Source organism: Streptomyces sp. NPDC001093 (genome assembly GCF_040298985.1).
In the GTDB taxonomy this organism is placed as follows: domain Bacteria; phylum Actinomycetota; class Actinomycetes; order Streptomycetales; family Streptomycetaceae; genus Streptomyces.
In genome coordinates, this window is record NZ_JBEPBF010000028.1 from 38,812 (window position 1) to 64,566 (window position 25,755).

Genomic DNA, 25,755 nt, shown 5'->3' on the forward strand with positions numbered 1-25,755 from the left:
CGACGGCATACTAAGCGGTCGCTTGCCGATCAGGGAACAGTCGGCCCCACCCAGGTGCGCGTCGTGTCGGTCACTTCCGGGACGCCGGCCGCGCCCGTACGTGCATCCGCTCCCCCTGCGGCCCGAACAGGCTGAGGAACTCCACCGGCCCCTCCCCCGTCGACCCGAACCAGTGCGGCACGCGGGTGTCGAACTCGGCGGCCTCCCCCGCCGACAGCACCACGTCGTGCTCGCCGAGGACCAGCCGCAGTCGCCCGGACAGCACATACAGCCACTCGTAGCCCTCGTGGGTGCGCGGGTCCGGCTCCTGCCTGCGCTTCGGTTCCAGCACCTTGTAGGCCTGCAGGCCGCCGGGCTGGCGGGTCAGCGGCCAGTGGGTGCGCCCGCCCCGCACGATCGGCTCGGACCGGACCCGGGGGTCCCCCACCGGCGGCGCCCCGACCAGCTCGTCCAGCGGCACCTGATGGGCCTGGGCGATCGGCAGCAGCAGTTCGAGGCTGGGCTTGCGCAGGCCGGACTCCAGCCGGGAGAGGGTGCTGACGGAGATGCCGGTGGCCTCGGACAGCGCCGCCAGGGTCACCTCCCGGTCCTTGCGGATGCGGCGCAGCCGGGGTCCCACTTCGGCCAGAACGTCGTCTGTGCTCATGCCCCCTATTGCAGGAACGGCAAATACGTTTGTCAATCCCGCAGGCGTCGGGCGACGGTCGCCCCATGACCCAGAAGAGGACCCAGAACAGGACCGGGAACAGGACCGAGAACAACAGGTACGAAGTAGTCGTCGTCGGCGGCGGAGCCGCCGGGCTGTCCGCCGCGCTGGTCCTCGGCCGCGCCCGGCGCCGCACGCTGGTCGTCGACGCGGGCGAGCCGCGCAACGCGCCGTCCGCGCACATGCAGGGCTACCTCTCCCGCGACGGCATGGCACCGGCCGAGTTCCTGGCCGTCGGGCGCGAGGAGATCGCCCGGTACGGGGTGGAGCTGGTCCGGGACCGGGTCGTGGACGCGGCCAGGGACGAGGACTTCACGGTCGTACTCGCGAGCGGAGGGACCGTCCGGGCCCGGCAGCTGGTGATCGCCACGGGCCTGAAGGACGAGCTGCCGGACGTCCCCGGGCTGGCCGAGCGGTTCGGCCGGGATGTGATCCACTGCCCGTACTGCCACGGCTGGGAGGCCCGCGACCTGCCGACCGGGGTGCTCGCGACGTCGCCGCTGAGCGTGCACCAGGCGCTCATGGTCACCCAGTGGTCGAAGGACGTGCGGTTGTTCCTGCACGAGGTGAGCGAGTCGGAGCTGACGGACGACGACCTGCGCCGGCTGGCCGCCGCCGGGGTCACGGTCGTACCCGGGAGGGTCGCGGGACTCCTCGTCGCCGAGGACCGGCTCGCCGGGGTCCGGCTCGAAGACGGCACGGTCCACGACCGACAGGTCCTGTACGCCGCCCCGCGCGCCGTACCGAACAACGACCTGCTGGTGCGGCTGGGCGCCGAGCTGCGCGAGACGCCGTTCGGCGCCTACCCGGTGATCGACGAGCGGGGCCTGACGACCGTGCCCGGCCTCTGGGCGGCGGGCAACGCGAGCGGCTTCGCCGAACAGGTGATCAACGCGGCGAGCCGGGGGTACCGGGCCGGGGCGGCGATCAACGGGGAGCTGCTGTTCGCCGATCTCGACGCCGCCGTCCGGGTGTAGCCGCCGCTCCCCCGGTGCACGATGACTGCATGCTGCTGACCCGGCTGGCCCAGGTGTCCCGGGAGGTCGCCGCGACGGCGGCCCGGTCCCGCAAGACGGCGCTGCTCGCGGAGCTGTTCCGGGAGGCGGAGGCGGACGACGTGCCGATCGTCATCCCGTACCTGGCAGGGCGGCTGCCGCAGGGCCGGCTGGGCGTCGGCTGGAAGGTGCTGAGCCGCCCGGTCCCCCCGGCCGGCGAGCCCACGCTCACGGTCCTGGAGGTCGACGCCCTGCTCGGCGAGCTCGGCAAGGTGTCGGGGCCGGGCTCGCAGGCGGAGCGGGTCCGGCTGGTGGGCGAGCTGATGGGCGCGGCCACCGAGGAGGAACAGCGTTTCCTGCTCGGTCTGCTCACCGGCGAGGTACGGCAGGGCGCGCTGGACGCGGTCGCGGTGGAGGGCCTCGCCCAGGCGACGGGCGCCGGCCCGGCCGCCGTACGCCGGGCGGTGATGCTCGCCGGGTCGCTGCAGACGGTCGCCCAGGCCCTGCTCGCCGAGGGGCCCGGGGCTCTGGAGAGGTTCCGGCTCACCGTCGGCCGCCCGGTGCTGCCGATGCTGGCGCACAGCGCGTCCTCGGTCGCGGAGGCGGTGGAGAAGCTGGGCGCCTGCGCGGTGGAGGAGAAGCTGGACGGCATCCGGGTGCAGGTCCACCGGGACGGCGACCTGGTCCGGGTGCACACCCGCACCCTGGACGACATCACCGGCCGGCTGCCCGAAGTGACCGCCGCCGCACGGGAGTTGCGGGGCGAGCGGTTCATCCTGGACGGCGAGGTGATCTCCTTCGACGCGGCCGGCCGGCCCCGGTCCTTCCAGGAGACGTCGGGCCGGGTCGGCTCCCGCACGGACGTGGCGAAGGCCGCCGAGGAGACCCCGGTCTCCCCCGTCTTCTTCGACGTCCTGTCGGTCGACGGCACCGATCTGCTGGACCTGCCCTTCGCCGAGCGGCACGCTCGGCTGGCCCAGCTGGTGCCCGAGCCGATGCGGGTGCGCCGGACGGTCGCCTCCGGGCCCGGGGACATCGCGGAGGCGGAACGGTTCCTCGCCGAGACCCTGGCCCGTGGTCACGAGGGCGTGGTGGTCAAGGCGCTGGACGCGCCGTACAGCGCGGGCCGGCGCGGCGCCGCGTGGCTGAAGGTCAAGCCCGTCCACACCCTCGACCTCGTCGTGCTGGCCGCCGAGTGGGGCCACGGCCGCCGTACGGGCAGGCTCTCCAACCTCCACCTCGGTGCCCGCACCCCGGACGGCGGCTTCGCCATGCTCGGCAAGACCTTCAAGGGCATGACCGACGCGATGCTCGCCTGGCAGACCGAGCGGCTCCGGGAACTGGCCGTGGAGGACGACGGCTGGGTGGTCCGGGTCCGCCCCGAGCTCGTCGTGGAGATCGCCTACGACGGTCTGCAGCGCTCCACCCGCTACCCGGCCGGCGTCACCCTGCGCTTCGCCCGCGTGGTCCGCTACCGCGAGGACAAACGGCCCGAGGAGGCCGATACCGTGGAGGCCCTGCTCGCGGCCCACCCGGAGGTCAGGCCATGACGGTCCGTGCGACGAAGCGCAGCGCGGGACTGCTGTTGTTCCGGCACAGCGACGAGGGGCTGGAGGTGTTGCTGGGCCATATGGGGGGTCCGCTCTGGGCGAAGAAGGACGCCGGGGCGTGGACCGTCCCCAAGGGCGAGTACGACCCCGACGAGCCCGCCTGGGAGGCCGCCCGGCGCGAGTTCCAGGAGGAACTGGGGCTGGCGCCGCCCGACGGGAAGGCCGTACCGCTGGGCGAGGTGGCGCAGAAGAACGGCAAGGTCGTCACGGCGTGGGCCGTCGAGGCGGACCCGGACCTGAGCGGCTTCAGCCCCGGCACCTTCTCCATGGAGTGGCCGCCGCGGTCCGGCCGGGTGCGCGAGTTCCCGGAGCTGGACCGCGTGGAGTGGCTCGGCCTGGACCGGGCGCGTGCGCTGATCATCGCGGCGCAGACCGCGTTTCTCGACCGGCTGGCGGAGCACTCGGGCTGAAGGGGGTAGCACGCGTTGCGGAGGGCCGTACCGCGCGCGAAGGTCTGAATAAGCCCGCTCCCAGGGAGGTCAGCCATGCCCATCGCGACGGTGAACCCGGCGAACGGCGAGACGCTCAAGACGTACGAGCCCATGGGCGAGGAAGAGCTGGAACGCCGGCTCCAGCTCGCCGAGGCCACGTTCCGCACCTACCGGACGACCACGTTCGCCGACCGCGCCCGCTTGCTGAACAAGGCCGCCGGCCTGCTGGACGAGGATCAGCAGGAAGCCGCCAGGATGATGACCACGGAGATGGGCAAGCCGATCAAGCAGGCCCGCGCGGAGGTCGCGAAGTGCGCCAAGGCGATGCGCTGGTACGCCGAACGCGCCGAGGGTCTGCTGGCCGACGAGGAGCCCGCCGAGGCGGACGTACGGGATTCCGGCGCGTCCCGGGTGCGGGTGCGGTACCGGCCGCTGGGGCCCGTGCTCGCGGTGATGCCGTGGAACTTCCCGCTGTGGCAGGTGATCCGGTTCGCCGCGCCCGCGCTGATGGCGGGCAACGTGGGCCTGCTCAAGCACGCCTCCAACGTCCCCCAGACGGCCCTGTACCTGGAGGACCTGTTCCACCGGGCGGGCTTCACGGAGGGCTGTTTCCAGACGCTGCTGATCGGCTCGGGGGCGGTGGACGACATCCTGCGCGACGAACGGGTCAAGGCGGCCACCCTGACCGGCAGCGAGCCGGCGGGCCGGGCGGTCGCCTCCACCGCCGGCGAGATGATCAAGAAGACGGTGCTGGAGCTGGGCGGCAGCGACCCGTACATCGTGATGCCCTCCGCCGACCTGGACCGGGCGGCCCGGATCGCCGTCACCGCGCGGACGCAGAACACCGGGCAGTCGTGCATCGCCGCCAAGCGGTTCATCGTGCACACCGACGTCCACGACGCCTTCGCCGAGAAGTTCGTCGCCGGCATGAAGGCGCTCAGGACCGGCGACCCCCTGGAGGAGGACACCGACATCGGCCCGCTCGCCAGCGAGCGCGGCCGGGCCGATCTGGAGGAACTCGTCGACGACGCCAGGCGCACCGGGGCCGAGGTGCTGTGCGGCGGCGAGCGCCCCGACGGTCCGGGCTGGTTCTACCCGCCCACCGTGCTCGCCGGTATCACCCGCGAGATGCGCATCCACCGGGAGGAGGCGTTCGGGCCGGTGGCCACGCTGTACCGGGCCGGAGACCTGGACGAGGCGATCCTGATCGCCAACGACTCGCCGTTCGGCCTCAGTTCGAACGTGTGGACGCGGGAAGAGAGCGAGATCGAGCGGTTCGCCCGCGACCTGGAGGCCGGCTCCGTGTACGTCAACGGCATGACCGCCTCCCATCCGGCGTTCCCGTTCGGCGGGGTCAAGCGGTCCGGGTACGGCCGTGAGCTGTCCGGGCACGGAATCCGGGAGTTCTGCAACATCACCACGGTTTGGCAGGGTGCGTGAGCGCCGCGCGGCTACCATCCCCTTTTGTGAACCGCGAAGTGACCCTGCCTCTGATCGTCGACGACTGCGGTACCTTGCAGGTGGCCGCGGCCGACGTGAGTAAGTTGCTGCGGACCGTGGGCGGGCGGTGGCTGCGGCTTGTCGAGGCCGGGGAACAGGGGCTGGACGAGGATACGGTCGCTGCTCTGACCATCGAGCTGGCCAAGCTCGCGGATCGCATCGATGTGGCCTGTATCGCGCACAGCAGCGGGGCCCCCTAGGTCAGGTCGCCTGTCCCACCGTCAGCCAGAACATCCCCTCGTACGTCTGGAGCAGGCTTCCGTAGGTGTGTGCGCGGTCCGCGGTCAAGGTGCCCGTGTCCAGGGCCGCCTGCACCGCCGCCGTCGCCTGTTCGTCCAGGTCCGGGGCCGGTTGGGCGAAGAAGTCGAAGAAGGCGCAGGCGGCGTCCCCGAAGCCGTAGTGCGTGCGCAGGCCCTGCGCGATGCGGGCGCAGTAGTCGCCCCAGGCGGAGAAGTTCGCGGTGAGGGCGACGACGACGTCGGCCGGGGAGGCGTTGAGGGCCAGCCAGGAGACGTAGGCGGGGTAGGCCTGGCAACCCGCCAGGGGGACGTAGGCGCGGGCGCGCTCCTCGGTCACCCCGCAGGCCCGGGCGAAGCCCTCCAGATGGGCTGCCGCCAGCTCCTCGCCGGTCGCGAGCGTGGTGAAGAAGGCCGCAGAGGCGGTGTCGGCGCTTGCGGCCAGGTGCTCGAAGGAGCGGCGGTCGGCGGGGATCACCCACTGCTGTTCCAGGGCCAGGCGGGCTAGGGCCCCAGGAGGCGCCTCGCCGCGTTCCACGAGGGGGACGAAGGGGTTGGCGCCCGGGTCGGGGGCGAGTGCCGTGGTGGTCGTCTGCAGCAGATTCCTGGCCGCTTCCGTCATGGTGTTCTCCCTCCCGTGGACACGCGGATTCCTACCCGGCCCCGATGCCGGTGTCCCCGGTCTGGAGTAGTTCGGCGCGAGATCGTCGCCGGGTCGAGTGATCGTGGGTGAACCACCCCTTGAGGTGAACGACCCTCTGACCGGCGGGCGCAAGCCTTCCGGAAGGCGAAAGCAGGCACGGTTCATGGCGACTTTGTGCAGACCCTCGGTGTCGGTTCCCGAACACGTGATCACGATGGAGGAGACGCTGGAGCTGGCGCGCTCCCGCCACGCGGACCACCCCCAACTGCCGCTCGCACTGCGGCTGATAGAGAACACGGGCGTCAGGACACGGCACATCGTGCAGCCCATCGAGGAGACCCTGAAGCATCCCGGCTTCGAGGAGCGCAACAAGCTCTACGAGGCCGAGGCCAAGGCCCGGGTCCCCGCGGTGATCCAGCGGGCGCTCGACGACGCGGAACTCCTCACCGACGACATCGACGTGATCGTCTACGTCTCGTGCACGGGCTTCATGATGCCCTCGCTCACGGCGTGGCTGATCAACGAGATGGACTTCGACCCGACCACCCGACAGCTCCCCATCGCCCAGCTGGGCTGCGCGGCCGGCGGCGCGGCGATCAACCGCGCGCACGACTTCTGCACGGCCTACCCCGACGCCAACGCGCTGATCGTGGCCTGCGAGTTCTGCTCGCTGTGCTATCAGCCCACCGACCTGGGCGTGGGCTCGCTGCTCTCCAACGGCCTGTTCGGTGACGGCATAGCCGCCGCCGTGGTCCGCGGCAAGGGCGGCACCGGCGTCGAGCTGGAACGCAACGGCTCGTACCTGATCCCGAAGACCGAGGAGTGGATCATGTACGACGTCCGGGCGACGGGGTTCCACTTCCTGCTCGACAAGCGGGTGCCAGCCACCATGGAGCCGCTGGCCCCGGCACTGCAGGACCTCGCGGGCATGCACGGCTGGGACGCGTCCGACCTGGACTTCTACATCGTCCACGCCGGCGGGCCGCGCATCCTCGACGACCTCAGCAAGTTCCTCCAGGTCGACCCGCACGCCTTCCGGTTCAGCCGGGCCACCCTCACCGAGTACGGCAACATCGCCTCCGGCGTCGTGCTGGACGCGCTGCGCCGGATGTTCGACGAGGGCGGCGCGCAGAACCGGGCGCGCGGGCTCCTCGCCGGGTTCGGACCCGGCATCACCGCGGAAATGGCGCTGGGCCGCTGGCGCAGCTGACGACCGAGAGACGGTTCGAGTACGGCATGACCGAAGAGACGCTCACCGAGACCCTGCCCCCGATCCGGCACTGGCCGGCGCTCGACCTCACCGGGACGGACTTCGACCCGGTGCTGAGAGAGCTCATGCGCGAAGGACCGGTCACCCGCATCCAGCTGCCCAACGGCGAGGGCTGGGCCTGGCTGGTGACCCGGATGGACGACGTGCGCATGGTGACCAACGACCCACGCTTCAGCCGTGAGGAGGTCATGAAGAAGCCGGTCACCCGGCTGGCCCCGCACTTCATCCCGGACCCGGGCGCGGTCGGCTTCCTCGACCCGCCCGACCACACCCGGCTGCGCCGCTCGGTGGCGGCCGCGTTCACCGCCAAGGGCGTGGAGCGGGTGCGGGAGAAGGCGCGCGCCATGCTGGACGAACTGGTCGACGAACTCCTCCAGGACGGCCCGCCCGCCGATCTCACGGCGACGATCCTCAGCCCGTTCCCGATCGCGGTGATCTGCGAAATGATGGGCGTCCCGGCCGCCGACCGGCACACCATGCACACCTGGACCCAGCTCATCCTGTCCTCCTCCAACGGCAAGGAGGTCAGCGAGAAGGCCAAACGGGAGATGGCCGCCTACTTCTCGGACCTGATCGGGCTGCGCGAGAACAGCACGGCCGAGGACGTCACCTCGCTGCTCGGCGCCGCGGTGGGCCGGGGCGAGGTGACGCTCGAGGAAGCCGTCGGGCTCGCCGGGCTGCTGCAGATCGGCGGCGAGGCGGTCACCAACAACAGCGGGCAGATGTTCTATCTGCTGCTGACCCGCCCCGACCTGGTGGAGCGGCTGCGCGCGGAGCCGGAGATCCGCCCCAAGGCGATCGACGAGCTCCTGCGCTGGATCCCGCACCGCAACGCGGTCGGCCTGTCCCGGATCGCCATGGAGGACGTGGAGATCCGGGGTGTGCGGATCCGCGCGGGCGACGCGGTGTACAACTCCTACCTGGCCGCCAACCGTGACCCGGAGGTCTTCCCGGACCCGGAGACCATCGACTTCTCCCGCAGCCCGAACCCGCATGTCTCGTTCGGCTTCGGCCCGCACTTCTGCCCCGGCAACATGCTGGCCCGGCTGGAGGAGGAACTCATGGTGGACGCCCTGCTGGACCGGATTCCGGGCCTGCGGCTGGCCGTGGCGCCGGAGAAGGTGCCCTTCAAGAAGGGCGCGCTGATCCGGGGTCCCGAGGCCCTTCCGGTGACCTGGTGAGTGGGCGATGACGGAGACCGAGGGACTGTACGTACCGCCGGGCCACGGCCGTGTCGTCGAGACACCGGCCCAGCGGGTGACGTTCAAGGTCACCGGCATGCACTCGCGGATGGCCTCCACCTTCGAGGTGGAGGTCCCGCCGGGCTTCGACGTGGGCGCCCATGTGCACACGCGCAGCGAGGAGTTGTTCTACGTCCTGGAGGGCGAACTGGACGTCCTCGCCTTCGAGCCGCGCATCCGCACTCCCGACAACTGGCGGAGGTGGGAGTCGAGTTCGGGCAGCCGGGTGGTACGGGCGACTCCGGGCACGGTCGTCGTCGTACCACCGGGGTGCCCGCACGCGTTCGCCAATCCGACGGACACCCCGGCGAAGATGTTCTTCCAGGCCTCTCCCCCACCGGATCACGAGCGCTACTTCGAGGAGCTGCTGGAGATCCTGGGGAACGGGGGTCCGCCGGACCAGCAGGCGATCGAGGCCCTGCGGGCCAAGTACGACATCGAGCAGCTGACGCCGCTCAGGCATCGTTAGCGGATGGGCATGCCCGAGAGGGTGCGGGCGATGACCAGGCGCTGGATCTCGCTCGTGCCCTCGAAGATCGTGTAGATCGCGCTGTCCCGGTGCATGCGCTCCACCGGGTACTCCCTGGTGTAGCCGTTGCCGCCGAGGATCTGGATGGCCTGGGCGGTGACCTTCTTCGCCGTCTCGCTGGCGAACAGCTTGGACATGGAGCCCTCGGCCGCGGTGAACGGCCTGCCGTTGACCGCCATCCAGGACGCACGCCAGACCAGCAGCCGGGCGGCGTCGATCTGTGTCCGCATGTCCGCCAGCTGGAAGGCCACGCCCTGGTTGTCGATGATCGGCCGGCCGAACTGCTCGCGGGTCGTGGCGTAGTCGAGGGCGACCTCGTACGCGGCCCGGGCGGTGCCGACCGCCATGGCGCCGACCGCCGGGCGGGACGCCTCGAACGTGGCCATCGCCGCGTTCTTGACGCGCTCGCCGCCCTTCGCGGCCTTCTCCCGCGCCCGGGCCAGCCGCTCGTCCAGCTTCTCCTTGCCGCCGAGCAGGCAGGAGCCGGGGACGCGGACGTTGTCGAGGACGACCTCGGCGGTGTGCGAGGCGCGGATGCCGTGCTTCTTGAACTTCTGGCCCTGGGCCAGGCCCGGCGTGCCCGGCGGGACGATGAAGGACGCGTGGCCCTTGGAGCCCAGCTCCGGGTCGACGCTGGCGACGACGACGTGCACATTGGCGATGCCGCCGTTGGTCGCCCAGGTCTTCGTGCCGTTGATCACCCACTCGTCCTTGGCCTCGTCGTAGACGGCACGCGTGCGCATGGAGGCGACGTCGGAGCCGGCGTCGGGCTCGGAGGAGCAGAACGCGGCCACCTTGACGTCGTCGACGTCGCCGTACATCTGCGGGATCCAGGTGCCGATCTGTTCCTCGGTTCCGTTGGCGAGAACGCCCACGGCGGCCAGGCCGGTGCCCACAATGGACAGGGCGATGCCCGCGTCGCCCCAGAACAGCTCCTCCATGGCCATCGGGATGCCGAGGCCGGTGGGGTCGAAGTACTGCTGCGCGTAGAAGTCGAGGGAGTAGATGCCGACCTTCGCGGCCTCCTGGATGACCGGCCAGGGAGTCTCCTCGCGCTCGTCCCACTCGGCGGCCGCGGGGCGGATCACGTCGGCGGCGAAGCCATGGAGCCAGTCCCGGACTTCCTTCTGTTCGTCGTTCAGCTCCATGGTGAACTCGGCCATGTCCCCTCCAGCGGCGGCGGTGCGATGTTACTAGCGGTAACCCGAGTCTGTTACCGACGGGTAGGAAAAGTCAACCGCTGATGACGTCTCGGCATCCCGTTCGATGTCAGGGGCACAGTCAGTGTTAGTTTGCGCAGGCGTCACCGAATCAGCACGGGTGGGGAGAGCACATGGACACCACACAGCGGACCGATCAGCAGCGGTCCGCCGACCGCCGACGGCGCGAGCTGCTGGAGGCCGCCGACCGGGTGGTGCTGCGCGACGGCCCACAGGCGTCGATGAACGCGATCGCCGCGGAAGCCGGGATCACCAAGCCGATCCTCTACCGCCACTTCGGCGACAAGGGCGGCCTGTACGCGGCTCTGGCCAAGCGGCACACGGACGCGCTGCTCGATTCACTGCGGGCGGCGCTGGACGCTCCCGCGGACCGGCGGGAGCGGGTGGAGTCGACGCTGGACACGTATCTCGCCGCGATCGAGGCACGGCCTCAGGTGTACCGGTTCCTGATGCACCCCGCGGAGGGGGGCGGGAGCGGGGACCAGGGCTTCGACGTCGGCAAGCATTCGGCTCCGCTGCTTCGGCGGATGGGCGAGGAGCTGGCCCAGGTCATCGAGGAGCGGGTGGATCTCGGTCCGGAGAGTCAGCAGCTGGCCCGCGTGTGGGGGCACGGGATCGTCGGGATGATGCATGCCGCCGGGGACTGGTGGCTGGGGGAACGGCCCTGTTCCCGGGCCGAGTTGGTGCGGTCCCTCGCCGACCTGTTGTGGGGTCGCCTTGCGGCTGCAGGGGACAGGATGGGAGGTCCGGGGTTCTGAGGGGCGACACGGCCCCAAGCCCCGGGTTTGCCCCTCACCGGTGCCATGCGGCTCGCTCGACCCGCCTCGCCAGTCTGCGCTTGCGCCACCCCGTCAGGTGATCCGCGTACACCCGGCCCTCCAAGTGGTCGTACTCGTGCTGCAGGCACCGCGCGAAGAACCCGGTGCCATGCACGGTGACCGGCTCCCCCGTCGCCGTGAAACCCTCGACCACCGCATGGTCGTACCGCTCCGTCCCCGCCTCCAGGCCCGGCAGGGACAGGCAGCCCTCGGGCCCACGGATCACCACCCCGTCGGCCTCCACCAGCCGCGGGTTCACCACATGTCCGAGATGCCGGATATCATCGTCGTCCGGGCAGTCGTACACGAACACCCGCAGCGGCACCCCCACCTGATTCGCCGCCAGACCGACCCCCTGTGCCGCGTACATCGTGGCGAACAGGTCCTGCACGAGGGCCGCCAGTTCGGGGCCGAATTCGGTGACTTCCCGGCATTGTTCGCGCAAAGCCGCGTCGCCGAGCAGGGTGAGAGGCCGGACGCGCCCGTGGGCGCCCGGAATGGAACCGTGTCGCATGGCGGCAAGGGTACGGTTCGTTCAGCCCATGCCCGCCGCTCAAGACGTGGGCCGGGATTCGGGTGTGCGAACGGATCTCGATAGGCTGAGGTCACACCACGCTGCCGGATGGCCCCAGGCGCGGCGCGTACGCAAGGAGGATCGAGAACTGATGGCAGGCAACTCGGACCCGCTCACGCCGCGGGCCAAGCTGGCCGTGACCGCGGGCAAGGCGGTCGCTGCGGCATCGCGCGCCGCGGGACGCGGCAGCGGGTCGGTGATCGGTGGCCGGGTCGCGCTGAAACTCGACCCCGACCTGCTCGGACGGCTCGCGCAGAACCTGGACGTCATCCTGGTGTCCGCCACCAACGGAAAGACGACGACCACCCGGCTGATCGCCGAGGCGCTGCGCGCCGCGGGCCCGGTCGTGTCCAACGCGCTGGGCGCCAACATGCCGGCCGGTATCACCTCCGCGCTCGCGGGTGGCTCGGACGCCAAGTTCGGTGTCATCGAGGTCGACGAGAAGTACCTGGCCGGTGTGGCCCGGGACACCGACCCGAAGTGCATCGCCCTGCTCAACCTCTCCCGCGACCAGCTCGACCGTGCCGCCGAGACCCGGATGCTCGCCGAGAACTGGCGCGAGGGTCTGGCCGGATCCAAGGCCGTCGTCGTCGCCAACTGCGACGACCCGCTGGTGGTGTGGGCCGCCTCCTCGTCCCCGAATGTGATCTGGGTCGCGGCCGGGCAGATGTGGAAGGACGACGCCTGGTCCTGCCCGTCCTGCGGTGGCGTGATGCAGCGCCCCGGCGAGGACTGGTTCTGCGGTGAGTGCGGCTTCCGCCGGCCCACGCCGACCTGGGCACTGTCCGGGGATCACGTGCTGGATCCGCACGGGTCCGCCTGGCCCATCCATCTGCAGCTTCCGGGCCGCGCCAACAAGGCGAACGCCGCCTCCTCCGCGGCCGTCGCCGCCGTCTTCGGGGTGCCGCCGCAGGTCGCCCTGGAGCGGATGTACCAGGTGCAGGCCGTCGCGGGGCGTTATGACGTCGTCCAGTTCCTGAACCGCGATCTGCGGCTGCTGCTGGCCAAGAACCCGGCCGGCTGGCTGGAGACGTTCTCCCTGATCGATGCGCCGCCCGCCCCGGTGATCCTGTCCGTGAACGCCCGCGGCGCCGACGGCACCGACACCTCCTGGCTGTGGGACGTCGACTACACCCGGCTGACCGGCCACCCGATCTTCGTGATCGGCGACCGGAAGCTGGACCTCGCCGTCCGTCTGGAGGTCGCGAACCAGCACTTCCAGGTCTGCGACGACCTCGACCAGGCCGTGCAGATGTGCCCGCCGGGCCGGATCGAGGTCATCGCGAACTACACCGCGTTCCAGGACCTGCGCCGCCGCGTCGGCAACTGATCTTCTGATCCTCGAAGGGCGATCACCTCATGAGCGACAACCAACTGCGGCTGGTGTGGATCTACCCGGACCTGCTCAGCACCTACGGCGACCAGGGCAACGCCCTCGTCGTGGAGCGGCGGGCGCGGCAGCGCGGCCTGGACGTGGCCCGGCTGGACGTGCGCAGCGACCAGCCGATCCCGACCTCCGGCGACATCTACCTGATCGGCGGCGGCGAGGACCGTCCCCAGCGGCTCGCGGCCGAGCGGCTGCGCCGGGACGGGCATCTGCAGCGCGCGGTGCAGAACGGCGCGATCGTCTTCTCCGTGTGCGCCGGGTACCAGATCCTCGGCCACGAGTTCATCAACGACCTCGGCCAGCGCGAGCCGGGCCTCGGCCTGCTCGACGTGGTGTCGGTGCGCGGCGAGGGCGAGCGGTGCGTCGGTGACGTGCTCGGCGACATCGACCCTCAGCTGGGCCTGCCGCAGCTGACCGGCTTCGAGAACCACCAGGGCGTCACCCACCTCGGCCCCACCGCCCGCCCCTTCGCGCGGGTGAAGATCGGCAAGGGCAACGGCACCGGGGACGGCACGGAGGGCGCGTACAACGGGACCGTCTTCGGCACATACATGCACGGCCCGGTCCTCGCCCGCAACCCGCAGATCGCCGACCTGCTGCTGAAGCTGGCGCTGGACGTCAACGCGCTGCCGCCGATCGACGACCGCTGGTACGAGGCACTCCGCAACGAGCGCATCACGGCTGCGCAGCAGCCTGCGTGAACACTGTTGCGCGGCAGCCCGCGTGAGCACTGCCGCGCAACAACCCGCGTGAACACTGCTGCTCAGCAGCCCGCCCCGGTGCGGCTTCAGCGATATTCCAGCGTGGTGCGCCAGCCTCGTAGTGGGCCCGCCTGACGGCCCGTCCGCTCACATGTGCGGGCGCGTCCAGCAGGCGGACGCCCGCTACGGAGCCACCCCCTCACGCCGGTAGGGTGGCCGGGAATCCGCCGGACACCGTGGTCCGGTTTCCCGGCCCACGTTGAGAAGGTATTTCGGGCTATGCGCATTGGTGTCCTCACGTCCGGCGGCGACTGCCCCGGCCTGAACGCCGTCATCCGGTCCGTCGTGCACCGTGCCGTCGCCGACCACGGCGACGAGGTCATCGGCTTCCGGGACGGCTGGAAGGGCCTCCTGGAGTGCGACTATCTCAAGCTCGACCTCGACGCCGTGGGCGGCATCCTGGCGCGCGGCGGCACCATCCTCGGCTCCTCCCGGGTCCGCCCGGAGCATCTGCGGGACGGCGTGGAGCGGGCCAAGGGCCATGTCGCGGAACTCGGCCTGGACGCGATCATCCCGATCGGCGGTGAGGGCACGCTGAAGGCGGCCCGGCTGCTGTCGGACAACGGGCTGCCGATCGTGGGCGTGCCCAAGACCATCGACAACGACATCGCTGTCACGGACGTCACCTTCGGCTTCGACACGGCCGTCACGGTGGCGACGGAGGCCCTGGACCGGCTGAAGACCACCGCCGAGTCCCACCAGCGTGTGCTGATCGTGGAGGTCATGGGCCGGCACACCGGCTGGATCGCGCTGCACTCCGGCATGGCGGCCGGCGCCCACGCCATCGTCGTCCCGGAACGGCCCTTCGACATCGACGAGTTGACGCAGAAGGTCGGCGAACGGTTCGAGGCGGGCAAGCGCTTCGCCATCGTGGTCGCGGCCGAGGGCGCCAAGCCGAAGCCCGGCACGATGGACTTCGACGAGGGCGGCAAGGACATCTACGGCCACGAGCGCTTCGCCGGGATCGCCCGGCAGCTGTCGGTCGAGCTGGAGCACCGGCTCGGCAAGGAGGCGCGGCCGGTGATCCTGGGTCATGTGCAGCGGGGTGGCACGCCGACGGCGTACGACCGGGTGCTGGCGACCCGCTTCGGCTGGCACGCGGTGGAGGCCGTGCACCGGGGTGAGTTCGGGCGGATGACGGCGCTGCGCGGGACCGACATCGTGATGGTGTCGCTGGCGGAGGCGGTCGAGACCCTGAAGACCGTCCCCGTGGAGCGGTACGACGAGGCGGAGTGCGTCCTGTAGTTCACCCCGGAACAACCCGCCCCCGGTCACGGCAGTGACCGGGGGCGGTTCTACTCTTGGGGCGGACAACTCGCACAACCCCCACGAATCAGGAGCCGCCGGATGGATCACAGCGGACACGGCATGCTGATGGATCTGCCGCCGTTCACGCTGGGGCGGGGGCTCCAGTGGTCGGCGGATCCGTTCTTCCTCGTGGCCTGCCTGTCCGGGCTCGCCCTGTACGGCTGGGGTGTCGTACGGCTGCGGCGGCGCGGGGACGCCTGGTCCGCGGGCCGTACGGTGTCGTACGTCGTCGGTGTGCTGACCGTCGCCCTGGTGATGTGCACCAAGCTGAACGACTACGGCATGGTGATGTTCAGCGTGCACATGGTGCAGCACATGGTGATCAGCATGCTGTCGCCGATCCTGATCCTGCTCGGCGCCCCGGTCACGCTGGCGCTGCGGGCGCTGCCGACCGCCGGCCGGGGCCGCAAGGGCCCGCGCGAGCTGCTGCTGGCGCTGCTGCACAGCCGCTACACGCGGATCGTCACGCACCCGGCGTTCACGATCCCGATGTTCATCGCGAGCCTGTACGTCCTGTACTTCACCCCGCTGTTCGACTTCCTGATGGGGTCGAAGAGCGGGCACATCGCGATGATGGTGCACTTCTTCGCCGTGGGCATGGTGTTCTTCTGGCCGATCATGGGCGTCGACCCGGGTCCGTACCGCCCGGGATACGTGATGCGGATGCTGGAGCTGTTCGCGGGCATGCCGTTCCACGCGTTCTTCGGTATCGCGCTGATGATGGCCACGGAGCCGATGGTGGACACCTTCAAGCACCCGCCGGCCTCCCTGGGCATCGACGCGCTGTCCGACCAGAACGCGGCCGGCGGGATCGCCTGGGCGTTCAGCGAGATCCCGTCCGTGCTGGTGCTGATCGCGCTGCTGTTCCAGTGGTACGGCTCCGAGCAGCGGCAGGCCAGGCGCAAGGACCGGGCCGCGGACCGGGACGGCGACAAGGAGCTGGAGGCGTACAACGCCTATCTGGCCTCGCTCAACGCACGCGAGAGCTGAGCCGCACGCGAGAGCTGGGGCGGAGCCGTCCCGTCCGGGCGAGAACAGGGGCACCATGGTCATGGACGGACCAAGAGGAGGGTGTCACGATGCCCGGTTCCACGAACGGTTCCACCAAGGCGATGGGGGCTCTCACGGTCGGCGGCCTCGTCGTCGTGACCGCCTACACGGTCGCGCTCGGCAGCAACGGCTGGCTGTGGTTCGGATGGGTGGTGCTGGGACTGCTGACGCTCGCCATGATCGTCACCCAGTCGTGAGGCCGGCCGCCCGGCGCGGCTGACTACAGTGCCCGCATGAACAGCAGGACTACCTCGTTCGACGACCTCGACCGCAAGATCATCACCGCGCTGATGGCGAACGCCCGGACCAGCTTCGCCGAGATCGGCGCGGGCATCGGACTGTCCGCGACCGCGGTCAAGCGGCGGGTGGACCGGCTCCGGGAGACCGGGGTGATCACCGGGTTCACGGCGACGGTGAGGCCCTCCGCGCTCGGCTGGCGCACCGAGGCGTACGTCGAGGTGTACTGCGAGGGCGCGGCCCCGCCCCGGCGGCTGGCGGAGGTGGTGCGCAACCATCCGGAGATCACGGCGGCCATGACGGTCACCGGCGGTGCCGACGCGCTGCTGCACGTGCGGGCGCGGGACGTGGAGCACTTCGAGGAGGTGCTCGAGCGGATCCGGGTCGAGCCGTTCATCCGGAAGACGATCAGTGTGATGGTGCTCTCCCACCTCCTCCCGGAAAGCCCGGAGGCCGGCGCGACCCACGCGGCACCCGAATGAGTCGAGGCATGCGCAGGAGTCGTGCGCGTACGTCCTGAAAGACGCAGCGATGCTGCGCATCTACGCAGCTTTCTTTTCTTGTCGGCCGTCTGCCTCCCTTTCTACCGTGGTGTGCACCCCAAGTGACACACAGCAAAGCGGAGGAAACCCTCTGTGTCCGAAAGCCGTGTACAGCGTCCTCGGCGCTTCCTCGTCTGCGAACCCAGACACTTCGCCGTGCAGTACGCGATCAATCCCTGGATGCACCCCGACAGGCCGGTCGACGTGGACCTCGCCCGGGAACAGTGGCAGACGCTGATCCGCGCCTACCGCGACCACGGGCACACCGTCGAGTCGGTCGAGCCGGTACCCGGCCTGCCCGACATGGTCTTCGCCGCCAACGCGGCGTTCGTGGTCGGCGGCCGGGTCTTCGGCTCCCTGTTCCACGCGCCGGAGCGGCGCCCGGAGTCGCTGCACTACGACACCTGGTTCAAGACGGCGGGCTACGACGTGTACCGCCCCGAGTCGGTGACCGAGGGCGAGGGCGACCTGGTGTGGACGGGCCGGTACGTGCTCGCCGGCACCGGGTTCCGCACCACCCGTGAGGCGCACCGGGAGGCGCAGGAGTTCCTCGGCCACCCGGTGATCGGCCTGACCCTGGTGGACCCGTACTTCTACCACCTGGACACGGCGCTGTTCGTCCTCGACGACGACAACATCTGCTACTACCCCGAGGCGTTCTCGGCTGGCAGCCGTGAGGTGCTGCGCCGGCTGTACCCGGACGCGGTGCTCGCCACCCGCGACGACGCGATGGCGTTCGGCCTGAACTCCGTCTCCGACGGACAGAACGTCTTCATAGCCCCCCAGGCCGAGGCGCTCGCCGAGCGCCTCGCCGGCCATGGTTACGCCCCCGTCCCCGTCGACCTGTCCGAGTTCCACAAGGCCGGCGGCGGCATCAAGTGCTGCACCCAGGAGATCCGCTGATGACCGCACCCGCGCGCACCCGTACGTCCGACGACCTGATCCGTGCGGAGGAGCCGGTCCTGGCGCACAACTACCACCCGCTGCCGGTGGTGGTCGCCCGCGCCGAGGGCACCTGGGTGGAGGACGTCGAGGGCCACCGGTACCTGGACATGCTCGCCGGCTACTCGGCCCTGAACTTCGGCCATCGGCACCCCGCGCTGATCGAGGCCGCACACCGCCAGCTCGACCAGCTGACGCTGACCTCCCGCGCCTTCCACAACGACCGGCTCGCCTCCTTCGCCGAGCGGCTCGCGGAGCTGACCGGCCTCGACATGGTGCTGCCGATGAACACCGGCGCGGAGGCGGTGGAGAGCGGCATCAAGGTGGCCCGCAAGTGGGCGTACGACGTGAAGGGCGTCCCCGCCGACCGGGCGACGATCGTGGTGGCGGCGGAGAACTTCCACGGCCGTACGACGACCATCGTCAGCTTCTCCACGGACGAGACGGCGCGGGCGGGCTTCGGCCCCTTCACGCCCGGCTTCCGGATCGTGCCGTACAACGACCTCGCCGCGCTGGAGGAGGCCGTCGACGAGACCACGGCGGCCGTGCTGCTCGAACCCATCCAGGGCGAGGCGGGTGTCATCATCCCGGACCACGGCTATCTCGCCGGGGTGCGCGAGCTGACCCGCCGCAAGGGCTGTCTGTTCATCGCCGACGAGATCCAGTCGGGCCTCGGCCGCACCGGCCGCACCTTCGCCGTCGAGCACGAGGACGTCGTGCCGGACGTGCTGCTGCTCGGCAAGGCGCTGGGTGGCGGAATCGTGCCGGTGTCGGCGGTGGTGGCCCGGCGCGAGGTGCTGGGGGTGCTGCACCCGGGCGAGCACGGCTCCACGTTCGGCGGCAACCCGCTCGCGGCGGCGGTCGGCACGGCCGTGGTCGAGCTGCTGCGGACCGGTGAGTTCCAGCGCCGGGCCGCCGAACTGGGCGTGATCCTGCGGGACGGACTGACGGAGCTGGCCGGCCGGGGCGTGGTCGGCTTCCGCTCCCGTGGTCTGTGGGCGGGCGTCGACATCGACCCGGCGATCGGCACCGGCCGCGAGATCAGCGAGCGGCTGATGCGGGAGGGGGTCCTGGTGAAGGACACCCACGGTTCCACCATCCGGCTGGCACCGCCGCTGACGATCACGGCGGAGGAGCTGCGCTCCGCGCTGGCGGCACTGGAGAAGGTACTGGGTTCCTGACGCGGGTCGGGGGGTGACCGCGGGCCGCCCCCCACCCGTCACCCGGCTGCCCGAAGAGTGACGATTGAGCCAAGAGGGGGTAGACCACTCTCAGCTACAGAGAGGTCGGCCGTGGGCACTCAAGAGGAGCAGGACGTCACCCGGCAGCGGTTCGACGTGGCCGACGCCGCGCCCCTGCTGCTCGACGCGCAGGGCGTGGTGACGAGCTGGACGCGGGGCGCCCAGCGCCTGCTGGCCTACACGGCTGCCGAGGTGGTGGGCACCAGGGTGACCGGCCTGCTGTCCGCCGAGGACGCCGCGCGAGTGCCCGAACTGGCCGAGCGGTGCCGCAGGGACGGCGGCTGGGCGGGGCTGCTGACCGCACGGCGCAAGGGCGGGCAGCCGATGCGGGTGATGGTGCGGATCACTCCTGCGGTGGAACCCGGTGGCGCCCCGCACTGGCTGGTTCTCGTCTCCGACGTGGCCGGGGCGCGCGGCTGGGACATGAGCCGTGGGGTGCTGGAGCAGATGGTGTCCGACTCCCCGGTCGGCATCGCGATCGTGGACACCGATCTGCGGTGCGTGTGGTCGAACGAGGCCCTGGAGCGGTACGGCGGCGGCTCCCCGCGGGAGCGGCTGGGGCGGCGGCTGGCGGAGATCCAGCCGGGGATCGACTCCGACGGCATCGAGGCGCAGATGCGGCGCGTGCTGCAGACCGGCCGGGCCGTGGTCGGCTACGAGCATGTGGGCCAACTGCGGTCGGCGCCGCACCGGGAGACGGCGCACATGATGTCGTTCACCCGCCTCGACGACGACCAGGGCCATCCCATGGGCGTGTACTACACGGTCGTCGACATCACCGAACGGCACCGCGCCCGGCAGCGCCTGGCCCTGCTCGACCGGGCCGGTGAGCAGATCGGCCGCACCCTGGACATCGTGCGGACCGCGCAGGAACTGGCGGACGTGGCCGTACAGGACTTCGCCGACTTCGTCAGCGTGGACCTGCTGGAGTCCGTGCTGCGGGGCGCGGAGCCCGAGCCGGGGCCGGTGCGGGACACGGACGAGGTGCCGCTGCGGCGGGCCGGGCACCAGTCGGTGATTCCCGGGGCTCCGGAAGCCGTCGTGGAGATCGGCGAAGTCGCCACGTACTTCGCCGGTTCGCCCCCGATCCGCAGTCTGACCACGGGCCGGTCCTGGCGCGAGGAACGGCTCGACCCGCTCGCCAAGGAGTGGGCCACCGACATCCCCGGCGGCCGGGCGGCGACGTTCCTGGAGCTCGGCCTGCACAGCGTGATGATCGTGCCCATCCGCGCCCGAGGCATCACGATGGGCGTCACCGCCTTCTTCCGGCGCCACCGTCAGGAGCCGTTCGACGAGGACGACCTGAGTCTCGCCGAGGACCTGGTGTCGCGGGCGGCGGTCTGCGTGGACAACGCCCGCCGCTACACCCGCGAGCGGGACGCGGCCCTGGTCCTGCAGCGCAACCTGCTGCCGCGCCGGCTGCCCGAGCAGGACGCGGTGGAGGTGGCCGCCTGCTACCGGCCGGCCGACGAGCTGACCGGCCTCGGCGGCGACTGGTACGACATCATCCCGCTGTCCGGTGCGCGCGTGGCCCTGATCGTGGGCGAGGTGCCGGGGCACGGGATCGACGCCGCGGCGGCCATGGGGCGGCTGCGCACCGCGGTGCACACGCTCGCGGCGCTCGATCTGCCGCCCGAGGAGGTCCTGGCGCACCTCGACGACCTGGTGTCGCGGATGGCCCGGGAAGAGGGCGTCCGACCCGAGGACCCGGAGGCCGCCGGTGTCCAGGCCGTGGGGGCGGGCTGCGTGTACGTGGTCTACGACCCCGTCAACGGGCGGTGCACGATGGCCGCCGCGGGCCATCCCGCGCCCGCCGTCGTCCTGCCCGACGGCGTCGTCAGCTTCGTCGACCTGCCGCAGGGGCCGCCGCTCGGTGCGGGCGGTCCGCCCTTCGAGGCGGTCGAACTGACGCTGGCCGAGGGCAGCACGCTGGCCCTGCACACCGACGGGCTACTGGTCCATGGGGACGACACGGACGACGCCGGTGCCGTCGCCGTGGACCGCGACCGGCTGCGCCGCGCCCTGGAACAGCGGGCCCCCACGCTCGACGCGCGCTGCCGGGCCGTGGTGGACGCGCTGGTCCCGGCCCGGCCGTACGACGACGTGGCCCTGCTGATGGCCCGCACCAGGCTGCTCGGCGCCGACCGGGTCGCCGACTGGGAGCTGCCCGCCGACCCGGCCGTGGTCTCCGACGCCCGCAAGGAGGCCATCCGGCAGCTGAGCGAGTGGGGGCTTCAGGAACTGGCGTTCACCACGGAACTGGTCGTGAGCGAGCTGGTCACCAACGCCATCCGGCACGCGGACGGCCCCTTCCGGCTCCGGCTGATCAGGGACCGGGCCGCCGTGATCTGCGAGGTCTCCGACGGCAGCGCCACCGCGCCCCATCTGCGTCATCCGCGCGCCACGGACGAGGGCGGCCGCGGACTGCTGCTGGTCTCCCAGTTCACCGAGCGATGGGGAACCCGCTTCGCCCCCGGCGGGAAGATCATCTGGGCCGAGCAGTCCACGACGAACCAGCCGGCCTGACCGACACGGAACGTTCGGACCGCGGTGAGCGACACCCCCGCGCCGGCGTCAGCCGCTGACGAGGCGAAGGGCTCTCGCGTGAACTCGGCAGTGGCGTCAGGGACTTCGGTGGCGCGGCCTGCCGCTGCGTCCTCGCCGACGTCTCCAGGCCCCGCCCATTGCCCCGTTGCGGCCGGTGACGTAAGGATTGCGGGGGCCACGTGCACCCCGGGTGGCTCGCCCCTGCGAGCACGTCTGACCGCCGAGAGGCTGCTTGTCGACCGGCACCGCATCGACCAAGAATCTGACCTACCGTCAGGCAACTCGGCAAAAGGTCAGCATGAGACCGGCAGAACCCGGCTAAGGATGACCACAGGCGCACATGAGCCAACTGCCGGGAAACCAGGGCTGACCTGGGACAGACGCCGGTTCCCGAGGGGAGCCGGTGAAGTGAGGAGTGAGCCGTGTTCTACTACCTGCTCAAGTACGTGCTGCTCGGTCCCCTGCTGAGACTGGTGTTCCGTCCCCGGATCGAGGGCCTGGAGAACGTGCCGGACTCCGGCCCCGCGATCGTCGCCGGGAACCATCTGTCCTTCTCCGACCATTTCCTGATGCCGGCGATGCTCAGGCGCCGGATCACCTTCCTCGCCAAGGCGGAGTACTTCACCGGCCCGGGGCTGAAGGGCCGGCTCACCGCGTTCTTCTTCCGCAGCGCCGGGCAGATCCCGGTGGACCGCTCGGGCAAGGACGCGGGGCAGGCGGCGATCCGCGAGGGCCTGAAGGTGCTGCGCAGGGGTGAGTTGCTGGGGATCTACCCGGAGGGCACCCGTTCGCACGACGGCAGGCTCTACAAGGGCAAGGTCGGCGTCGCGGTGATGGCGCTGAGGGCCGGGGTGCCGGTCGTGCCGTGCGCGATGATCGGCACGTTCGAGGCCCAGCCGCCGGGGAAGGTCATCCCGAGCATCCGCCCGGTCACCATCCGCTTCGGCAAGCCGCTCGACTTCTCCCGCTACGCCGGTATGGAGCAGGAGAAGGCGATCCTGCGGGCCGTCACCGACGAGATCATGTACTCCATCCTGGCGCTGTCGGAGCAGGAGTACGTCGACGAGTACGCGGCCGTCGTCAAGGAGCGGCAGGCCGCCGAGAAGGGCACGAGGGAGCGCAGGTTCCCGCGGGCGCCGCTCGGCTGAACCGCCTCTGCCGACGGCAGAAGGACCGTCGCCCGGGCGGCCCACGTGCCTAGGCTCACCGTATGAAGAGAGCTGTGGTGATCGGGGCGAGCGGGCAGATCGGCCGTCCGACGGTGGACGCGCTGGTGCGGGACGGCTGGGAGGTGACGGCCGCCTCGCGCGGCGGCCGCCGGGACCAGGGGTGGGACGACGGGGTACGGACGGTCCGGCTGGACCGCTCCGACGACACGGCACTGGCCGCGCTGATCGGCGACGGCTGCGACCTGGTGGTCGACATGGTCGCGTACGACGCCGTGCACGCACGGCAGTTGACGTCCCTGGCGGGCCGTGTCGGTTCGGCGGTCGTCATCTCCAGTGTGTCCGTGTACGACGACGGAACGGGCCGGAACTTCGACACGTCGCACGAGCCGGACGGCTTTCCGGCCTACCCGGTGCCGGTCCCCGAGAACCAGCCGACGGTGGCTCCGGGCGAGGCGTCGTACAGCACCCGCAAGGCCGCGCTGGAACACGAACTCCTCACGGCCGCCGACCGGTTGCCGGTGACCGTGCTGCGGCCGGGCGCGGTGCACGGGCCGTACAGTCCGCTGCCCCGTGAGCTGTACTTCGTCAAGCGGAACCTGGACGGCAGGCGCAGGCGGGTGCTGTCGTACAAGGGTGAGAGCCGGTTCCATCCGTCGAGCGCCCGGAACGTCGCCGAGCTGGTCCGGCTGGCGGCGGCCCGGCCCGGTACCCGGGTGCTCAACGCCTGTGACGGCGAGGCGCCGACGGTCGCCGGGATCGGAGCGGCGGTCGACGCGGTGATGGGCGTGGAGACGGAGACGGCGCTGCTCGACGGTCCTCCCGACGGTTCCGTGGGGAGCACGCCGTGGTCGGTTCCGCTGCCGGTCGTCCTCGACATGTCCGCCGCCGAGCGGGAGTTGGGCTACCGGCCGGTGGTCTCGTACGCCGAGAGCCTGCCGGATACGGTCGGATGGCTGACGGACGCCCTCGCCGGGCGGGACTGGCGGGAGAGCTTCCCGCTCCTCGCCCGGGCGTATCCGGACCTGTTCGACTACGCGGCCGAGGACGCCGAGTTCGCCGCAGGGGCGGGGGCTTGAGCGAGGACATGAGCGAGGGGCGGCCGGAGAGCCCGGCCGCCCCTCGTCACCGTACGATCCCGGTCACGGCTTGGGCGTGGCGTGCGGGCCGCAGGTCACGTCCGCACCGTCCAGCTTGCCGTCGAGCAGGTAGGCGTCGACGCGCTGGTTGATGCAGGGGTTGACCAGGCCGGTCACACCGTGCGAGCCCGCGTCCTTCTCGGTGATCAGACGGGAGCCCTGGAACCGCTGGTGCAGTTCGACGGCGCCCTCGTACGGGGTGGCCGCGTCCCGGGTGGACTGCACGATCAGCACCTGCGGCAGGCCCTTGTGGGTCTTGACGTCGACCGGGGTCCGCTGCTTGACGGGCCAGGTGGCGCAGGGCAGGTTCATCCAGGCGTTGGCCCAGGTCATGAACGGGTAGTCCGCGTTGAGCCGGGTGTTGTCCCGGTCCCACTTCTTCCAGCTGGTGGGCCACTTGGCGTCGGTGCACTCGACGGCCGTGTAGACGGCGTTGCCGTTCTCGGCGGTGATGTTGCCGGCCGTGTTCGACAGGTTCGGCGCGGCGGCGTCGACCAGTGCCTTGGTGTCACCGGCGAAGTACTTGCCGAACACCGTGGCGACCGGCACCCACGAGGAGTCGTAGTACGGCGCGCTCTGGAAGAAGGAGATCAGCTCGGCCGGGCCGACGACCCCGCCGATGGGGCTCTTCTTGGCGGTGGCGCGCAGCTCGAGCCACTTGGCCTGGACGGCGTCGCGGGTGGTGCCGAGGTGGAAGGCGGCGTCGTTCGCGGCGACCCAGTCCTCCCAGTCCTTCCAGCGGCCCTCGAAGGCGATGTCCTGGCCCAGGTTGGCCTGGTACCAGATGTTCTCGCGAGCGGGGTTGACCACGCTGTCCACGATCATGCGGCGCAGGTGGCCCGGGAAGAGGGTGCCGTAGACGGCGCCGAGGTAGGTGCCGTAGGAGACGCCGAGGTAGTTGAGCTTCTTCTCGCCCAGGGCGGCGCGGATGACGTCCAGGTCGCGGGCGGTGTTCGGCGTGGTCATCTGCTGGAGCATCGCGCGGCCGGTGCGGTCCAGGCAGCCGTCGGCGTACTCACGGGCCAGCTTGCGCTGGGCCGTCTTGTCCGCCTCGGTGTCCGGCACCGGGTCCATCTTCGGCGCCTTCACGAACTCCTGCGGGTCCTCGCAGGATATGGGCGCGGAGTGGCCGACGCCGCGCGGGTCGAAGCCGACGAAGTCGTAGGCCTTGGCGACGTTCGCCCAGACGGGGTTCTTGGTGGTGACCCGGCGCGGGAAGCGCAGGCCGGAGCCACCGGGACCGCCCGGGTTGTAGACGAGGGCGCCCTGGCGCTCCTCCTTGGTGCCCGTGTTGCCGATGCGGTCCACGGCGAGCTTGATCTGCTCGCCGTACGGGTGGGCGTAGTCCAGCGGCACGCTGACCCAGCCGCACTGGATGGGCTTCTCCAGCCCCCAGTCGGCCGGGCAGTCCTGCCAGTCGATGCCGGCCTTGGCGGCGCGGGCGGCGGCGATCGCGGCGCCCTGGGCCTCCCGGTCCTGGCCGGTCCGGCCGGCGGCGCTGGCCGCGGGCGCCGTGACGGCACCGGCGATCAGGGTGGCGGTGACGAGTGCTCCGGCCGAACCGAGCGCCAGCAGGCGGCTCTTCGGTCTGTTGTCCCTCAAGTGGGCCCCTCCCCCTACATCAGGATCACTGCGAGTGGTCAGTTCGGGGATCCTCTCGGC

General features: G+C 71.1%; 25 protein-coding genes. 20 read left to right on the top strand and 5 right to left on the bottom strand.

Annotated elements, in window-relative coordinates:
• Window positions 1–70: 70 nt before the first annotated feature.
• Window positions 71–646, bottom strand: a complete 576-nt coding sequence (locus ABT288_RS16755) for a helix-turn-helix domain-containing protein (RefSeq protein WP_351607767.1) — start codon at window positions 644–646, stop codon at window positions 71–73.
• Between the two features lie 65 nt (window positions 647–711).
• On the opposite strand from ABT288_RS16755, the gene ABT288_RS16760 reads away from it, so the two are divergent.
• The 5 genes from ABT288_RS16760 (at window position 712) to ABT288_RS16780 (ending at window position 5,442) form a co-directional block, all read left to right on the top strand.
• A complete protein-coding gene (locus ABT288_RS16760; protein ID WP_351607769.1) occupies window positions 712–1,683 on the top strand; it encodes an NAD(P)/FAD-dependent oxidoreductase in 972 nt (323 codons plus the stop codon).
• 29 nt (window positions 1,684–1,712) lie between these two features.
• Window positions 1,713–3,251, top strand: coding sequence for an ATP-dependent DNA ligase (locus ABT288_RS16765; RefSeq protein WP_351607772.1), 1,539 nt, complete (start codon window positions 1,713–1,715; stop codon window positions 3,249–3,251).
• On the top strand, window positions 3,248–3,721 hold the full coding sequence (locus tag ABT288_RS16770) for an NUDIX hydrolase (RefSeq protein WP_351607774.1): 474 nt from the start codon (window positions 3,248–3,250) through the stop codon (window positions 3,719–3,721). Before ABT288_RS16765 ends, ABT288_RS16770 begins: the two co-directional genes overlap by 4 nt.
• A 75-nt stretch (window positions 3,722–3,796) precedes the next feature.
• Window positions 3,797–5,182: an NADP-dependent succinic semialdehyde dehydrogenase gene (locus ABT288_RS16775; protein ID WP_351607777.1), complete on the top strand. Its 1,386-nt coding sequence runs from the start codon at window positions 3,797–3,799 to the stop codon at window positions 5,180–5,182.
• 26 nt (window positions 5,183–5,208) lie between these two features.
• Complete coding sequence (locus ABT288_RS16780; RefSeq protein WP_351607780.1) at window positions 5,209–5,442, top strand: DUF6213 family protein; 234 nt, start codon at window positions 5,209–5,211, stop codon at window positions 5,440–5,442.
• Window position 5,443: 1 nt separating this feature from the next.
• On the opposite strand, the gene ABT288_RS16785 is transcribed toward ABT288_RS16780, so the two are convergent.
• Window positions 5,444–6,100, bottom strand: a complete 657-nt coding sequence (locus tag ABT288_RS16785; RefSeq protein ID WP_351607783.1) for a thiaminase II/PqqC family protein — start codon at window positions 6,098–6,100, stop codon at window positions 5,444–5,446.
• A 184-nt stretch (window positions 6,101–6,284) separates the two neighbouring features.
• Between ABT288_RS16785 and ABT288_RS16790 the strand changes: the two genes are divergently transcribed.
• From ABT288_RS16790 to ABT288_RS16800, 3 genes are read left to right on the top strand one after another with little or no spacing between them, the layout of a single operon-like run.
• The gene (locus ABT288_RS16790) at window positions 6,285–7,331 is read left to right on the top strand and encodes a type III polyketide synthase (protein ID WP_450859512.1); all 1,047 of its coding nucleotides are present in this window, start codon (window positions 6,285–6,287) and stop codon (window positions 7,329–7,331) included.
• A 26-nt stretch (window positions 7,332–7,357) separates the two neighbouring features.
• Window positions 7,358–8,572, top strand: a complete 1,215-nt coding sequence (locus ABT288_RS16795) for a cytochrome P450 (RefSeq protein WP_351607785.1) — start codon at window positions 7,358–7,360, stop codon at window positions 8,570–8,572.
• A 7-nt stretch (window positions 8,573–8,579) separates the two neighbouring features.
• Window positions 8,580–9,101 (top strand): cupin domain-containing protein, encoded by a 522-nt coding sequence (locus tag ABT288_RS16800; RefSeq protein WP_351607788.1) that lies wholly within the window; start codon window positions 8,580–8,582, stop codon window positions 9,099–9,101.
• Here ABT288_RS16800 and ABT288_RS16805 read toward each other — a convergent pair.
• Window positions 9,098–10,324, bottom strand: a complete 1,227-nt coding sequence (locus ABT288_RS16805; RefSeq protein ID WP_351607791.1) for an acyl-CoA dehydrogenase family protein — start codon at window positions 10,322–10,324, stop codon at window positions 9,098–9,100. The two genes, ABT288_RS16800 and ABT288_RS16805, sit on opposite strands and share 4 nt — an antisense overlap.
• Window positions 10,325–10,494: 170 nt before the next feature.
• Between ABT288_RS16805 and ABT288_RS16810 the strand changes: the two genes are divergently transcribed.
• Window positions 10,495–11,139, top strand: a complete 645-nt coding sequence (locus tag ABT288_RS16810; protein WP_351607794.1) for a TetR/AcrR family transcriptional regulator — start codon at window positions 10,495–10,497, stop codon at window positions 11,137–11,139.
• A gap of 34 nt (window positions 11,140–11,173) precedes the next feature.
• Here ABT288_RS16810 and def read toward each other — a convergent pair whose 3' ends face one another.
• Complete coding sequence (def, locus tag ABT288_RS16815; protein ID WP_351607796.1) at window positions 11,174–11,713, bottom strand: peptide deformylase; 540 nt, start codon at window positions 11,711–11,713, stop codon at window positions 11,174–11,176.
• A gap of 151 nt (window positions 11,714–11,864) precedes the next feature.
• On the opposite strand from def, the gene ABT288_RS16820 reads away from it, so the two are divergent.
• From ABT288_RS16820 to ABT288_RS16870, 11 genes are all read left to right on the top strand, one after another.
• The gene (locus ABT288_RS16820; protein WP_351607799.1) at window positions 11,865–13,103 is read left to right on the top strand and encodes a Mur ligase family protein; all 1,239 of its coding nucleotides are present in this window, start codon (window positions 11,865–11,867) and stop codon (window positions 13,101–13,103) included.
• Window positions 13,104–13,132: 29 nt separating this feature from the next.
• Complete coding sequence (locus ABT288_RS16825; protein ID WP_351607802.1) at window positions 13,133–13,861, top strand: type 1 glutamine amidotransferase; 729 nt, start codon at window positions 13,133–13,135, stop codon at window positions 13,859–13,861.
• A 279-nt stretch (window positions 13,862–14,140) separates the two neighbouring features.
• Window positions 14,141–15,166, top strand: coding sequence for a 6-phosphofructokinase (locus ABT288_RS16830; protein WP_351607805.1), 1,026 nt, complete (start codon window positions 14,141–14,143; stop codon window positions 15,164–15,166).
• A 102-nt stretch (window positions 15,167–15,268) separates the two neighbouring features.
• A complete protein-coding gene (locus ABT288_RS16835) occupies window positions 15,269–16,219 on the top strand; it encodes a cytochrome c oxidase assembly protein (protein ID WP_351607807.1) in 951 nt (316 codons plus the stop codon).
• Between the two features lie 89 nt (window positions 16,220–16,308).
• Complete coding sequence (locus ABT288_RS16840; protein ID WP_351607810.1) at window positions 16,309–16,476, top strand: hypothetical protein; 168 nt, start codon at window positions 16,309–16,311, stop codon at window positions 16,474–16,476.
• A gap of 36 nt (window positions 16,477–16,512) precedes the next feature.
• Window positions 16,513–16,998: an Lrp/AsnC family transcriptional regulator gene (locus tag ABT288_RS16845; RefSeq protein WP_351607813.1), complete on the top strand. Its 486-nt coding sequence runs from the start codon at window positions 16,513–16,515 to the stop codon at window positions 16,996–16,998.
• 153 nt (window positions 16,999–17,151) lie between these two features.
• Window positions 17,152–17,961, top strand: a complete 810-nt coding sequence (gene ddaH, locus ABT288_RS16850) for a dimethylargininase (protein WP_351607816.1) — start codon at window positions 17,152–17,154, stop codon at window positions 17,959–17,961.
• Entirely contained in the window at window positions 17,961–19,181 is a 1,221-nt protein-coding gene (gene rocD, locus ABT288_RS16855) for an ornithine--oxo-acid transaminase (protein WP_351607819.1), read from the top strand. Before ddaH ends, rocD begins: the two co-directional genes overlap by 1 nt.
• 111 nt (window positions 19,182–19,292) lie before the next feature.
• The gene (locus tag ABT288_RS16860; RefSeq protein ID WP_351607822.1) at window positions 19,293–21,767 is read left to right on the top strand and encodes a SpoIIE family protein phosphatase; all 2,475 of its coding nucleotides are present in this window, start codon (window positions 19,293–19,295) and stop codon (window positions 21,765–21,767) included.
• A gap of 443 nt (window positions 21,768–22,210) precedes the next feature.
• Window positions 22,211–22,936 (top strand): lysophospholipid acyltransferase family protein, encoded by a 726-nt coding sequence (locus tag ABT288_RS16865; RefSeq protein WP_351607825.1) that lies wholly within the window; start codon window positions 22,211–22,213, stop codon window positions 22,934–22,936.
• 62 nt (window positions 22,937–22,998) lie between these two features.
• A complete protein-coding gene (locus ABT288_RS16870) occupies window positions 22,999–24,033 on the top strand; it encodes an NAD-dependent epimerase/dehydratase family protein (RefSeq protein WP_351607827.1) in 1,035 nt (344 codons plus the stop codon).
• Window positions 24,034–24,096: 63 nt separating this feature from the next.
• On the opposite strand, the gene ABT288_RS16875 is transcribed toward ABT288_RS16870, so the two are convergent.
• Complete coding sequence (locus ABT288_RS16875; RefSeq protein WP_351607828.1) at window positions 24,097–25,695, bottom strand: alpha/beta hydrolase; 1,599 nt, start codon at window positions 25,693–25,695, stop codon at window positions 24,097–24,099.
• Between the last annotated feature and the right edge of the window lie 60 nt (window positions 25,696–25,755).

Coding starts and splice junctions, on each gene's coding strand:
- ABT288_RS16840 (WP_351607810.1), top strand. CDS start 16,309: ATGCCCGGTTCCACGAACGGTTCCACCAAGGCGATGGGGGCTCTCACG.
- ABT288_RS16760 (WP_351607769.1), top strand. CDS start 712: ATGACCCAGAAGAGGACCCAGAACAGGACCGGGAACAGGACCGAGAAC.
- ABT288_RS16870 (WP_351607827.1), top strand. CDS start 22,999: ATGAAGAGAGCTGTGGTGATCGGGGCGAGCGGGCAGATCGGCCGTCCG.
- ABT288_RS16845 (WP_351607813.1), top strand. CDS start 16,513: ATGAACAGCAGGACTACCTCGTTCGACGACCTCGACCGCAAGATCATC.
- ABT288_RS16835 (WP_351607807.1), top strand. CDS start 15,269: ATGGATCACAGCGGACACGGCATGCTGATGGATCTGCCGCCGTTCACG.
- ABT288_RS16805 (WP_351607791.1), bottom strand. CDS start 10,324: ATGGCCGAGTTCACCATGGAGCTGAACGACGAACAGAAGGAAGTCCGG.
- ABT288_RS16795 (WP_351607785.1), top strand. CDS start 7,358: ATGACCGAAGAGACGCTCACCGAGACCCTGCCCCCGATCCGGCACTGG.
- ABT288_RS16785 (WP_351607783.1), bottom strand. CDS start 6,100: ATGACGGAAGCGGCCAGGAATCTGCTGCAGACGACCACCACGGCACTC.
- rocD (WP_351607819.1), top strand. CDS start 17,961: ATGACCGCACCCGCGCGCACCCGTACGTCCGACGACCTGATCCGTGCG.
- ABT288_RS16775 (WP_351607777.1), top strand. CDS start 3,797: ATGCCCATCGCGACGGTGAACCCGGCGAACGGCGAGACGCTCAAGACG.
- ABT288_RS16800 (WP_351607788.1), top strand. CDS start 8,580: ATGACGGAGACCGAGGGACTGTACGTACCGCCGGGCCACGGCCGTGTC.
- ABT288_RS16830 (WP_351607805.1), top strand. CDS start 14,141: ATGCGCATTGGTGTCCTCACGTCCGGCGGCGACTGCCCCGGCCTGAAC.
- ABT288_RS16755 (WP_351607767.1), bottom strand. CDS start 646: ATGAGCACAGACGACGTTCTGGCCGAAGTGGGACCCCGGCTGCGCCGC.
- ABT288_RS16810 (WP_351607794.1), top strand. CDS start 10,495: ATGGACACCACACAGCGGACCGATCAGCAGCGGTCCGCCGACCGCCGA.
- ABT288_RS16825 (WP_351607802.1), top strand. CDS start 13,133: ATGAGCGACAACCAACTGCGGCTGGTGTGGATCTACCCGGACCTGCTC.
- ABT288_RS16770 (WP_351607774.1), top strand. CDS start 3,248: ATGACGGTCCGTGCGACGAAGCGCAGCGCGGGACTGCTGTTGTTCCGG.
- ABT288_RS16790 (WP_450859512.1), top strand. CDS start 6,285: ATGGCGACTTTGTGCAGACCCTCGGTGTCGGTTCCCGAACACGTGATC.
- def (WP_351607796.1), bottom strand. CDS start 11,713: ATGCGACACGGTTCCATTCCGGGCGCCCACGGGCGCGTCCGGCCTCTC.
- ABT288_RS16820 (WP_351607799.1), top strand. CDS start 11,865: ATGGCAGGCAACTCGGACCCGCTCACGCCGCGGGCCAAGCTGGCCGTG.
- ABT288_RS16765 (WP_351607772.1), top strand. CDS start 1,713: ATGCTGCTGACCCGGCTGGCCCAGGTGTCCCGGGAGGTCGCCGCGACG.